General features: G+C 61.7%; 8 protein-coding genes. 4 read left to right on the top strand and 4 right to left on the bottom strand.

Annotated elements, in window-relative coordinates:
• Positions 1 to 19: 19 nt before the first annotated feature.
• The 3 genes from KUV41_RS03500 to dctP all read right to left on the bottom strand — a co-directional run bounded on the left by KUV41_RS03500 (position 20) and on the right by dctP (position 3085).
• On the bottom strand, positions 20 to 1369 hold the full coding sequence (locus tag KUV41_RS03500) for a TRAP transporter large permease (RefSeq protein WP_222484247.1): 1350 nt from the start codon (positions 1367 to 1369) through the stop codon (positions 20 to 22).
• Complete coding sequence (locus KUV41_RS03495; RefSeq protein ID WP_206941415.1) at positions 1369 to 1920, bottom strand: TRAP transporter small permease; 552 nt, start codon at positions 1918 to 1920, stop codon at positions 1369 to 1371. Before KUV41_RS03495 ends, KUV41_RS03500 begins: the two co-directional genes overlap by 1 nt.
• 67 nt (positions 1921 to 1987) lie before the next feature.
• Entirely contained in the window at positions 1988 to 3085 is a 1098-nt protein-coding gene (dctP, locus tag KUV41_RS03490; RefSeq protein WP_222484245.1) for a TRAP transporter substrate-binding protein DctP, read from the bottom strand.
• 208 nt (positions 3086 to 3293) lie between these two features.
• Between dctP and KUV41_RS03485 the strand changes: the two genes are divergently transcribed.
• A complete protein-coding gene (locus KUV41_RS03485) occupies positions 3294 to 3968 on the top strand; it encodes a GntR family transcriptional regulator (RefSeq protein WP_222484244.1) in 675 nt (224 codons plus the stop codon).
• A gap of 147 nt (positions 3969 to 4115) precedes the next feature.
• Positions 4116 to 5639: a protein adenylyltransferase SelO gene (locus KUV41_RS03480; protein ID WP_222484242.1), complete on the top strand. Its 1524-nt coding sequence runs from the start codon at positions 4116 to 4118 to the stop codon at positions 5637 to 5639.
• A 156-nt stretch (positions 5640 to 5795) separates the two neighbouring features.
• On the opposite strand, the gene KUV41_RS03475 is transcribed toward KUV41_RS03480, so the two are convergent.
• Positions 5796 to 9740, bottom strand: coding sequence for a NahK/ErcS family hybrid sensor histidine kinase/response regulator (locus KUV41_RS03475; protein ID WP_222162694.1), 3945 nt, complete (start codon positions 9738 to 9740; stop codon positions 5796 to 5798).
• A 382-nt stretch (positions 9741 to 10122) separates the two neighbouring features.
• On the opposite strand from KUV41_RS03475, the gene KUV41_RS03470 reads away from it, so the two are divergent.
• Both KUV41_RS03470 and KUV41_RS03465 read left to right on the top strand, forming a co-directional pair.
• Positions 10123 to 10380, top strand: coding sequence for a DUF4212 domain-containing protein (locus KUV41_RS03470; RefSeq protein ID WP_206941410.1), 258 nt, complete (start codon positions 10123 to 10125; stop codon positions 10378 to 10380).
• 38 nt (positions 10381 to 10418) lie between these two features.
• Positions 10419 to 12212, top strand: coding sequence for a sodium:solute symporter family protein (locus tag KUV41_RS03465; protein WP_206941409.1), 1794 nt, complete (start codon positions 10419 to 10421; stop codon positions 12210 to 12212).
• The last annotated feature ends 7 nt before the right edge of the window (positions 12213 to 12219 follow it).

Here is a 12219-nt window from a genome sequence, read left to right as displayed (position 1 = left end):
CTCGTTGGGGCCGAGCCGATCAGCCGGCGGTTTCCATGATCAGATCCGGCAGCCAGGTGGCAATGCCCGGGAAGACGCATAGAAGAAGGATGCCCAGCACCATGCACAGGGCGTAGGGCAGGCTACCGAGCAGAATGTCCTTGAGTGCGATATCAGGGGCGATACCCTTGATGATGAACAGGTTGAGGCCTACCGGCGGGGTGATCAGGCCAATCTCCAGGTTGATGGTCAGAATGACCGCGAACCAATAGGGATCGAAGTTGGCCGCCAGAATGATGGGCAGTAGTATCGGCGCCGTCATCACAATGACCGCCACCGGTGGCAGGAAGAAGCCGGCCACCAGCAGGAAGACGTTGATGATGGCCATCAGCACCCAGCGGTTGACCTCGAGATTGGCGATGGCCTCGGCCACGGTCTGGGTGATGAACAGCGACGACAGTGCGTAGGCAAAGATCTCGGCACAGGCAATGATCAGCATGATCATCACGCTTTCCCGCAGGGCGTCACGCATGATGGTGGTGAGCGGCTTCACCTGCCACATGCGGTAGACCAGGATGGCCAGTGCCAGGCACAGGAAGGCACCCGCTCCGGCGGCCTCGGAGGGCGTGGCGACACCACCATAGAGGGCGAACAGGATGCCGCTGACCACGACAAGGAAGGGTAGCACCCGCACCAGCGCCTTGAGATTGTGCTCGACGTTGCTGGCGACCTTGTCCTTGAGCTCGCGGGTGGCTTCTGCTACGGGATTGGGGGCGTGGTAGCCGCCAGCCAGCTTGCAGGCGACGAGGGTCCAGGCCATGAACAGCAGTGCCAGCATGACGCCGGGTAAGGCGCCGGCGATGAACAGACGGCCGATCGATGTCTCGGTGGAAATCCCGTAGACGATCATGGTGACCGAAGGCGGAATCAGGATGCCCAGGGTACCCCCTGCTGCGACACACCCCGCGGCGACACCATCCGGATAGCCGCGCTTGCGCATCTCGGGAATGCCCAGCTTGCCGATGGCAGCGCTGGTGGCCGGAGACGAACCTGATAGCGCTGCGAAGATCGAGCAGGCGCCGATATTGGAGATGGCCAGTCCACCGGGCACCTTGCCGAGCCACAGATCCAGTGAACGGTAGAGGTCTCGTCCGGTGGGGGACGATGCCACGGCCGCCCCCATCAGGATGAACATGGGGATCGCGACGAAGCCGAATGAGGCCAGGCTGCCGAAGAAGGTCTCGCCGAAGTAGGTCAGCTCGCCCATGCCTTGATCAAGCACCAGGGCGGCCAATGAGACCCCGCCCAGGGCGAAGGCGATGGGGGTGCCGATGGCCATCAGCACGAATAGTGCGGTGACAATAAGGATACCGCTGGTGACGGGGTCCATCAGCGCGCTCCTCCCAGAATGTCTGCCAGATACTGGATCGCCAGCAGGGTCGAGCCTAGGGCCAGCGGAACGAGCGCGGGCCACAGCGGAGGGTTCCATACCGTGCCGGTGGTCCAGCCGCCGTGGAACGCCTCAAGCAGATACAGCCACGAGCCGTAAGCCAGGGCGATACAGAACCCCAGGCCGCACAGCGCAGCGACCAGGTTCATGGCACTCTTCAGGCCTCCCTTGAGGGCGTCGGGCAGCACGGTGACTGCCACCTGGCCACCGGTGAGCAGTACATAGGGGGAACCCAGCAGCATGGCACCGGTGATCGAAAAGATGGCGAATTCGGTCTGCCAGGTGGTGCTTTCGCCAAGCAGATAGCGCACGAAGATCATATGACAGACGGCCAGCACGCCCAGCAGCAGTGCAGCCGCCGCGACAACGGCGAAGGCGATGGAGAGCCTGTCCATGCCACGACAGAACGCGCCGATGGGGCCGGCGCTGTGGCGGCGTGACAAGGCAGCAGTCGCGGCCTCGACGTGGGGGGGAGAGTGAGTATGGGACATGGAGCCTCCGAGGTGACATGACGACAACGAGCAGCAAGGCGCGGCATCACGCCGCGCCTTCCTCGGTTCATTCCACGGCCAGGGCGGCGTCGATCAGCGCCTGACCGTTGTCCACGTTCTCGGCAAAGCTCTTGTAGGCGCTCTCCTTGGCCACCTCGAGCCAGGCGTCGTAGTCCGCCTGGGACATCTGCACGACGTCCACGCCATTTTCCTCGAACACGTCCACCATGGTCTGATCCAGCTGGGCGGCCTGTTCCGCAAAGTAGGCCTCGGCCTTTTCACCGGCCTCGAGCAACGCCTGCTGCTGGGCCTCATCGAGTCGACTCCAGCTTTGCTCCGAGATCAGGATCGGCTCGTACATGAACCACAGGGCGTTTTCCCCCGGTGCTGTCAGGCAACTGACCTGCTCGTAGATGCGGTAGGACACGAAGGAGCCTGACGAGGTGTTGGCACCGTCCAGGACACCGGTCTGCATGGCAGTGTAAATCTCTGACGATGGCATCGAGGCGATGGAAGCACCCGCGGTTGCCAGCATTTCATCGAAGGCCGGGCCTGCTGCGCGCATGGTCTGCCCCGCCACCGTGTCAGGTGAGGTGATGCACTGCTTGTTGGAGGCGAATCCACCGGCCAGCCAGGCATCGGCCAGCACCCGTGCACCGGCGTCCTGGATGACCTGCTTGATCATGTCCATGAACGCCGAGTCATTGAGTCGCTGGGCGCGTTCATGATTGCGCACCAGGCCAGGCATCAGCGTGGCGGAGAATTCAGGATGGCGCCCGCTGGCATAGTCCAGCGGCAGTGAGGTCATGTCGAGGCGACCGCGCACCAGGGCGCCCCACTGTTCCTTGGCCTTGAACAGGGACTGGCCGGGGTAGACCTGCAGGGCCAGGTCCACGTCGGCAGCTTCCACTTCCTTGGCCATCAGTTGCACCATTTCATCGCGGACATCTCCCTGGCCGCCAGGAAACTGGTGAGAGACCCGCAGCGTGGTTTCCGCGCTGGCCGAGGCGCTGACGGCCAGTGACGACAGCGCAACGCAAGCGGCGACCGTCAACGCTTTGGTACCTGAGCGTGGTCGAGCCTGCTGGAGTGAGGGAGCGTCCTGAGTCGTGCAATCGCAATCAGCCGAGCGAGCGGGATGAGCGGGGGAGGCGTGGCGTGTCATGGTGTCTCCTTGAGGAGTTGTTATTGTGGCGATGGGTGCCGCGGACGGCGGGTGATAAAGGGTGTAAAAAATGTTTCATTTGCTATGATGTATACATCAATAGCCCTCAGGTATATTCCTGTCAATGCGGCAGGCTTAGACCAAGGTGGCGGTTGGGCCGATGAATCGATGAACTGGCAGAGTTAGGCTTGCCGGCGAGGATGCTGACATGAGCAACAAGACCTCCAACGCTCAGCGCTTGAGAGACTCTCTAGAGGACGACATCATCAACGGTCGACGCGCGCCGGGTGAGCGCCTGGACCCCGAGGCCCTGTGCGAGGCCTACAAGGTATCGCGCACGCCGGTGCGAGAAGCCATCCAGCAGCTGGTAGCCAGTGGTCTGGTGACCGTCTATCCCAAGAAGGGCACCTTTGTGGCACGGCTCGGGCTTGAGCGATTGATCGAGATGTTCGAGGTGATGGCAGAGCTGGAAGGCATGTGTGGCCGTCTTGCCGCCCGGCGCATGACCCCGGAGGAACTTGAGGCGCTGCAGGCCGCCTTGGAGGGCTGCCAAAGAGCCAGCGAGACCGGCGACAGCGACGCCTACTATTATGAGAACGAGTCCTTTCACAGCATTATCTATGCCGCCAGTCACAACGCCTTCCTGGCCGAGGAGGCTCAGTCGCTCAAGCAGAGGCTGAAACCCTATCGTCGGCTGCAGCTGCAGGTGCGCTCCAGAATGCAGAGTTCTCTGGAGGAACATCGCGCTGTGCTGGACGCCCTTACGGCTGGCGATGCGGAGGCCGCTGAGCGCATCTTGCGCGATCACGTGCTGATTCAGGGCGAGCGTTTCAGCGACTTCGTATCCAGTGTGCGCAAGCTGGAAGCCACCGCGGATCGCTGATCCTGCTGGTGAGTCTGGCCAGTGATCAAGCACAATGCGGCCTGTCTTGCTGATCCTCTCCAACACGAAGCGTCTGTCCTGGGCTTGACGACAGCGCGTCTGGGGTCGAGGGTGGTCCCAGCGTCATTGCTAGCCTGAGGGTATGTCATGTTTCCCGCTTTTTCCGCGCACTATGCGTCCTTGCCGGATCGCATGCGAGCCGAGATGTCACCGACGCCGGTGTCGTCACCACGCTTGCTGGCGTTCAATCGCCCCCTGGCCGAGGCGTTGAGGCTGAACCTGGATGCCTTGGATGATCACCAGCTTGCCGAGGTGCTGGGAGGCAACCTGGTGCCGGAGGGGGCCCGCCCTGTGGCGACTGCCTATGCTGGACATCAGTTCGGTAACTTCGTGCCTCAACTCGGAGACGGCCGCGCCCTGTTGTTGGGCGAGCTCACGCACCGGGATGGCACGCTGCGGGAGGTGCAACTCAAGGGAGCAGGGCGCACGCCGTTCTCCCGTGGAGGCGATGGCCGCGCCCCGCTGGGGCCGGTTCTACGGGAATACCTGGTATCCGAGGCCATGGCCGCCCTGGGGGTTCCTACCACACGCGCACTGGCAGCGGTGGCCAGCGGCGATTCCGTGGTGCGTCAGATGGTGGAGCCGGGAGCGGTGCTGACGCGGGTGGCAACCAGCCACATCCGCGTGGGCACTTTCCAGTATTTTGCCGCGCGGCGGGATACCGAGGCCCTGTCTCTGTTGGTGGACTTCTGCATTGAGCGTCACTATCCACACCTGGCCAAAAGTGCGCCACATCTGGCCGAGAGTGCGCCCCAACCGGCCGAGAGTACGGAAGGAGGCAGGGCGCTGGCGCTGCTGGACGCGGTAGTGGAGCGTCAAGCCAGTCTGATCGCCCAATGGAAGGGGCTTGGCTTCATCCATGGAGTGATGAACACCGACAACTGCGCGATCTCCGGTGAGACCATCGACTACGGGCCCTGCGCCTTCATGGACGCCTTTCATCCCCACCGGGTGTTCAGTTCCATCGACGAGCGAGGCCGTTATGCCTGGGACAATCAGCCCGCCATCGCCCAGTGGAACCTGGCGCGCCTGGCCGAGACGCTACTACCGTTGATCGATGACGACCAGGAGCGCGCGGTTGAGCTGGCCACGGCGTCGATCGAGAACTTTGCCGAACAGCATGATGCTGCCTGGACCGCCGTGCTACGCGCCAAGCTGGGGCTCGATAGCCAAGACGACCAGTCAGATGACCATGATCTTGCCCTGGGCGAGGATCTGCTCAAGGCGATGGAGGAGGGCAATGCCGACTTTACCCTTGGCTTCGCCCGTCTGTCGGCCGCACTGGAAGATGGTGACGAGACCCTGGCCGAAGGATTCGAGCGACGTCATCGCCTTGACGACTGGCTGCCGCGTTGGCGCCAGCGGCTGCAGCAACAGGGTGTGGACGCGCCAACCCTGAGGCAGCGATTGAGCGCTGCCAATCCCCTGGTGATCCCGCGCAACCACCTGGTCGAGAAGGCCATCCGGGCCGCGGTGGACGACGATGACTTGAGCGTCTTTGAGTCATTGCTGGCCGCCGTGACGCGCCCCCATGAGGCGCCGAGCGAGGCCTGGCTGATGGCACCCCCGACGCGAGACGAGCGCGTGCTCAGAACATTCTGTGGTACCTGACATTTTGCTGCTACTCGCCCCTGCGATCTGTGCCTGGGCGCTGTAGGTAATATCTGTAGGTGAAACCAGCCCCCGCGCCGCATGGGCGGGGGCTGTGCGTCCAGGCAAACGCCGCAAAGGATGTCGGCGGCAAGGCTGCCTGCACGTTGCTGCACCTCATGAAGGGGCCTGGCTGGCCTGCAGGGTCCGCGTCAACAGCGCACGCAGGGCCGCGGGCCGCACCGGCTTGAGCAGCAGCTGGAAGCCACCGCGACGGACCTCCTCTGCCACCTCTTCGGTACGGTCTGCAGTAATCACGATGCCGGGCACTTCTCCTTCGAGGCGCTCGCTCAGGGCATCCAGTGCCATCAGTCCAGTGACTTCATTGTCCAGATGGTAGTCGGCCAGGATGGCGTCAGGATCGCCATCCAGGTGTCGCAGTACCGACTTGGCGCCGCCGATGGAGGTGGCGGTGAAGACCTCGCAGCCCCAGCCCGACAGCATCGCCTTCATGCCCTCGAGAATCAGCGACTCGTTGTCGATACACAGAATGCGCTTGCCATCGAGCTTGCTGGCGACCTTGCGTGAGGGCTTGCTGTCCGACTCGGCGACCTCGGCCTTGGCCTCGACCCGCGGCACGCTGACCGAGAACACGGTGCCGATACCGACCCAGGAGCGCACGCGGATGGGATGATCGAGCACCCGGCTCATGCGGTCGGCAATCGACAGCCCCAGTCCCAGTCCCTTTTCGCTTTCCTTGTGTCGGGAAGCCTGGTCCAGCCGGCGGAACTCCTGAAAGATCTCCGCTTGCTTGGCCTCTGGAATGCCAGGGCCGCTGTCCCACACCTCGATCAACAGGCGTTCGCCCCGTCGCCGGATACCCAGCAGCACGCGGCCCTCCTGGGTGTAGCGAATCGCGTTCGACAGAAAATTCTGGATGATGCGCCTGAGCATCTGGCTGTCACTGTCGACCCACAGGCGTGAGCCCACCACCTTCAGGTCAAGACCGCGGTCCTCGGCCATTACCGCAAACTGGGCCTGCAGGGGCCGCAGGATATCGGTCAGGGCGAAGTGGCTGCGACGCGGCGTCAGCGCCCCGGCATCCAGCTTCGAGATGTCCAGCAGGGTGCCGAGGAGCTCCTCGGCAGACTGCAGCGAGCTGTCGATGTGGCCGATGGTGCGCTTCATGTCCTCGGCCCCCATGTCCTGGGACAGGGCCGACGTGAACAGTCGCGCCGCATTGAGCGGCTGCAGCAGGTCGTGGCTGGCCGCCGCCAGGAAGCGGGTCTTGGAGGCATTGGCATCCTCGGCCACCTGCTTGGCCTGGCGCAGCGCCTGCTCCGCCTCGGCCCTGACCCGGTTTTCCTGGCGCAGTGCCGAGTTGGCCTCGGACAGCGCCAGGGTACGGGAGCGCACGCGCTCTTCCAGTGTCTCGTTGGTTTCCTTCAGGGCAATCTCGGCTCGGCGGCGTTCAGTGATGTCCTGGTACAGGGCGAAGAAACCGAGGATGGCGCCACTGTCGCCGAAGTGGGGGGTGTAGGTCACCAGCATGTAGCGAAGCCCTTCACCGCTGATGTCCAGCGAGACCTCGAAACTGACCCGTTCTCCGGCCAGCGTGCGCTTGAACCAGGGCGTGCGCTCCTCTGCCATGTCGGTCGGGATCACGTCGGTGACCTTCTTGCCGATCACCTCGTTGCGGTTGATGCTGAAGGCTTGCTCGTAGGCCCGGTTGGTAAACAGGTAGCGGCACTCACGGTCGAAGTAGGCGATCAATGCCGGCACGTTGTCCGTGTAGATACGGATGTTGTTCTCGGAACGGATCAGCGCCTCTTCCGTGCGTTTCTGCTGGGTGATGTCCTGATAGGTGTAGACGAAGCCTCCGCCGGGCATGGGATTGCCCTGGACCTCCAGCACGCTGCCGTCCTGGCGGTAGCGCACGTAGCGATGTGGTTGTCCCTCGCGAATGTTGTCGAGCAATAGCTCGACATGCTCTTCGGGGTCACCTGGGCCGTATTCGCCATTATGGGCGTTGTAGCGAAAGATGCGGTCGATGGGCGCGCCGACACGAATCAGATGGTCCGGGAAGCGAAACAGTTCCAGGTAACGCTGATTCCAGACCACCAGGCGCAGGTTCTGATCGACCACGCTGATGCCCTGGTTGATGTTCTCGATGGTGGCCTGAAGCAGGGCGCGGTTGAATTCCAGCACCTGGGACGCTTCATCGACGATGGATATCACGTCGGAAATACCGATGCCGCGTCCCTGCAGGGCGGAATTGACCACGATACGGGCGGAGGACGCACCCAGTACGGATGCCAGAAAACGTTCGGTGAACTGGATCACGTCAATGGACGCTCGTGCGCTGTCTTCCAGTGCCTTGCCGTTGCGACGGGCGTAGTCGCTGAAGGCACGGTCAACCTGGCCGGCGCTGAGGAATCGCTGGCACAGCACCTTGAGGTCGCCCACCGTGGTGGCACCGGTCCAGGGACGATTGACCGAGGTCTGACGGGTTTCGACGCTGTCCACGAACAGCGAGGCCTGAATGCGCTCCACCACGCGTTGGGGCGTGACCTGGGACACGAAGATGTAGGCCACCAGGTTGATTCCCAGCGACAGCATGACGCCATGGGTGAAGTTATCGCCCACATGCAGCCCGAACAACGAGGTGGGCGACAGCCAGGCAATCCCCAGCGGCCCGCCACTGAGCCAGTCAGCCGGGAGCACGCCGGCGTTGATCATGGCGGGCAGCAGCAGCGTGTAAGCCCAGATGGCGAAGCCGGCATTCATGCCGACGATGACGCCAAGACGGTTGCCACGCTTCCAGTAGAGTCCCCCGATCAGTGCCGGCGCGAACTGCGCCGCAGCAGCAAAGGAGAGCATGCCGATCGAGGCCAGCGAGGTGAACTCACCGATCAGCTGATAGAAGCCGTAGGCCATCGCCAGGATCACCGCGATGGTGATCCGGCGAGCCCTGAGCACCAGACGTCCGTAGTCCCGCGGCTTGGTGTCAAACCAGCGCATGCGGAACAAGGCGGGAATCACGATTTCGTTGGATATCATGATGGAGACGGCGACCGCCGCGACGATCACCATGCCGGTGGCGGCCGAGAATCCACCGATGAAGGTCAGCAGTGTGAGCCAGCCCTGGTCCGCTGCCATCGGCAGCGACAGGACGTAGGTATCGGGCGCGACGTCAGTGCCGGCAAAGGTGGTCAGGCCAGCCGCCGCCAGCGGCAGTACAAAGAACGCGAACAGTACCAGGTACAGCGGGAACAGCCAGCGAGCGCGGGCGGCGTCGTCGCGGTGGGTGTTCTCCACCACGGTGACATGGAATTGTCGAGGCAGGCACAGAATGGCCAGCATCGCCAGCAAGGTCTGGGCCCAGAAACTCTGGCCGAAGTCCTGCTGGGCCAGCTGGCGTTGGAGTTGCAAGTGTATATCGGCGCGGGTCAGCAGGTCCTGCAGGCCGTCGAACATCCCCCAGGTCACATAGGCGCCGAGTACCAGAAAGGCTACCAGCTTGACCAGTGACTCGAAGGCCACCGCATGAATCAGGCCCTCATGATGCTCGGTGGCATCGGTATGGCGAGTGCCGAAGAGGATGGCAAAGATCGCCATGACCACCGCCACATAAAACGCCGTGTCTCCGAATAGCGGGGCCCGTGTGATATCGGATGCGTCGGTCAGCACCGCGAAGGAGGTCGACACCGCTTTCAGCTGAAGAGCGATATAGGGCAGCGTGCCGATCAATGCGACCAGACTCGCGAAAGCAGCCAGGGACTGGGTCTTGCCATAGCGTGAGGCGATAAAGTCGGCAATCGAGGTGATGTTCTGATGCTTGGCCACGCGCACCATCTTGGCCAGGACAGGCCAGAACAGCAGCAAGGTCAGCACCGGACCGACAAAGATGCTGGCAAACGACCAGCCTGAGGTGGCGGCCTGTCCGACGGCGCCGTGGAACGTCCACGACGTGCAGTAGATCGCCAGAGCCAGGCTGTAGACCAGCGGGCGCCGCTGGCTTGCGCCCTGATGCCGGGCACGCCGGTCGCCGCGCCAGGCAATGGCGAACAGCACGGCAATGTAGAGAAGTGAAACGACGATCAACAGCCAACCGGCAAACATGGGCACCTCCTCGATGTCAGCTGCCATTCTAGGGTATCGGAAGGCCGCCAGGCAGGGGGCGCAGGGTGTCTCTTGAGGCGAATATCACAGACTCGATGGATTTCTGTGGTATCGACCAACGTCGATTACCGGAAAATAAGGCAGAGAATCGCGACTAAGGTGGAATGCACCTTTGTAGTGATAGACCAACGGCTAATATTTGTTGAATGTTTTTATTTTATTGAATTAAAAGAAGTTTCTCATAACATGGTGCACTGCATTTATGATTTTCGACTAAAGTTATCGTTCCTCTAAAAGCCCTTTTGACTAGTCTTTTGTTCGAGCCTTTTAGCTCTGCCTGACAGGGCATTTGGCGAACAAACCACTTCTTGAGGGTAGCCTTATGCTAGACAAGAGCGCACAGGCCTACTGGAAACGAAATATTAGAACCATTCTTGGCTGTCTTGCCGTCTGGTTTGTCGTCTCCTATGGCTTCGGCATTCTCCTGGTGGATGTGCTCAATAACATCCGCTTCTTTGGCTTCAAGTTAGGCTTCTGGTTTGCACAGCAGGGATCCATCTACACCTTCATCGTGCTGATTATTTTCTACGCCTGGAAGATGAATCGACTCGATGAAGAGTACGACGTCCACGAACAGTGAAACCCGCAAAATAACGTCAATGAACGGGAATTGATTCCATGGATGTACAACTGCTTACCTATCTCTTTGTAGGGGCGTCATTCGCTCTCTACATCGGTATCGCGATCTGGTCGCGGGCCGGCTCCACCAAGGACTTCTATGTCGCGGGGGGAGGTGTTCACCCCGCAGCCAATGGCATGGCGACCGCAGCTGACTGGATGTCCGCGGCGTCGTTCATTTCGATGGCAGGGTTGATCGCCTACCTGGGCTACGACGCCTCCGTCTATCTGATGGGCTGGACCGGTGGCTACGTCATGCTGGCAATGCTGCTGGCGCCCTACCTGCGCAAGTTCGGAAAGTTCACGGTGCCAGATTTCATCGGCGACCGTTACTACTCGAATATCGCGAGGACCGTAGCGGTCATCTGCGTCATCTTCGTCTCGTTCACCTACGTGGCCGGACAGATGCGAGGTGTCGGCATCGTTTTCGCGCGCTTCCTCGAAGTGGATGTGAACCTCGGCGTTGTCATCGGCATGGTCATCGTCTTCTTCTATGCGGTACTAGGGGGAATGAAGGGCATTACCTATACCCAGGTGGCTCAGTATTGCGTGCTGATCACCGCCTTCATCGTACCGGCAGTGTTTCTGTCGATCATGATGACCGGTCACGTGCTGCCCCAGACCGGCCTCGGTGCGACCTTCGTTGATGCAGCAGGTAACGATAGCGGTCAATACATCCTTGATCGTCTCGATGGCCTGCTGACAGATCTCGGTATCACGCCCTATACCGACGGTAGTCAGCCGATGATCAACGTGTTCTTCATCACCGCTGCGCTGATGTGTGGTACGGCGGGTCTGCCTCACGTCATCGTGCGGTTCTTCACCGTGCCGCGGGTTCGTGATGCGCGGGTCAGCGCCGGTTGGGCCCTGGTGTTCATCGCCTTGCTGTATACCACTGCACCGGCGGTGGGGGTGTTCGCTCGCACCAACATCATCGAGACCGTGAATGAAACAAGCTACGAGGAGGTTCCTGGCTGGTTCAAGAGCTGGGAGACGGTTGGCCTGATCGGCTGGCTCGACAAGAACGACGATGGCAGGGTGCAGATGGGGCCAGGCGCGCCGTTCGAGGGCAAGCCCACCTTCGAGAGCGGTCCCCTGGAAGAAGCCTCCACGGGTAGCTACGGTCAGCGGGTGGTCACCAATGCACCCACCGACAGCGCCAACGAGGTGTATATCGATCGCGATATCATCGTGCTGGCCAACCCCGAGATCGGTGGCTTGCCAGCCTGGGTGATCGCGCTGATGGCGGCCGGTGGTGTAGCGGCAGCACTGTCGACCGCGGCCGGGCTGTTGCTGGTCATCTCGGCGGCTGTGTCCCATGACCTGATCAAGAAGCAGATCAACCCGAACCTCAGCGAGAAGGGAGAGCTGCTGGCTGCTCGTGGCGCTGCCGCGGTGGCAGTCGTGGTGGCCGGCTACTTTGGCATCAATCCTCCGGGCTTTGTGGCCCAGGTGGTGGCCTTTGCCTTCGGCTTGGCGGCGTCGTCCTTCTTCCCGGCCATTCTGCTTGGCATCTTCGACAAGCGCATGAACCGCGAGGGGGCCATCGTCGGCATGGTGCTGGGTCTCAGCTTCACCTTTACCTATATCGTCTATACCAAGTTCATCAACACGGATCCGTCGATCTGGTGGTTTGGTATTTCGCCGGAAGGTATCGGTACGCTCGGCATGATCCTGCACTTTGTGGTGGCGTTCGTGGTATCGCGGGCAACTGCCGCTCCGCCGGAACACATCCAGGAACTGGTCGAGAACGTGCGGGTGCCAAGAGGCGCTGGTGTGGCCCACGCACACTAGAACGGGA

The sequence above is a fragment of the Halomonas sp. DP8Y7-1 genome (assembly GCF_019801685.1).
Lineage (GTDB): Bacteria > Pseudomonadota > Gammaproteobacteria > Pseudomonadales > Halomonadaceae > Halomonas > Halomonas litopenaei_A.
Note: the sequence above shows the minus strand (reverse complement) of the source record. Positions and strands in the feature narration are given on the sequence as shown.

Coding starts and splice junctions, on each gene's coding strand:
- KUV41_RS03485 (WP_222484244.1), top strand. CDS start 3,294: ATGAGCAACAAGACCTCCAACGCTCAGCGCTTGAGAGACTCTCTAGAG.
- KUV41_RS03500 (WP_222484247.1), bottom strand. CDS start 1,369: ATGGACCCCGTCACCAGCGGTATCCTTATTGTCACCGCACTATTCGTG.
- KUV41_RS03480 (WP_222484242.1), top strand. CDS start 4,116: ATGTTTCCCGCTTTTTCCGCGCACTATGCGTCCTTGCCGGATCGCATG.
- KUV41_RS03470 (WP_206941410.1), top strand. CDS start 10,123: ATGCTAGACAAGAGCGCACAGGCCTACTGGAAACGAAATATTAGAACC.
- KUV41_RS03465 (WP_206941409.1), top strand. CDS start 10,419: ATGGATGTACAACTGCTTACCTATCTCTTTGTAGGGGCGTCATTCGCT.
- dctP (WP_222484245.1), bottom strand. CDS start 3,085: ATGACACGCCACGCCTCCCCCGCTCATCCCGCTCGCTCGGCTGATTGC.
- KUV41_RS03495 (WP_206941415.1), bottom strand. CDS start 1,920: ATGTCCCATACTCACTCTCCCCCCCACGTCGAGGCCGCGACTGCTGCC.
- KUV41_RS03475 (WP_222162694.1), bottom strand. CDS start 9,740: ATGTTTGCCGGTTGGCTGTTGATCGTCGTTTCACTTCTCTACATTGCC.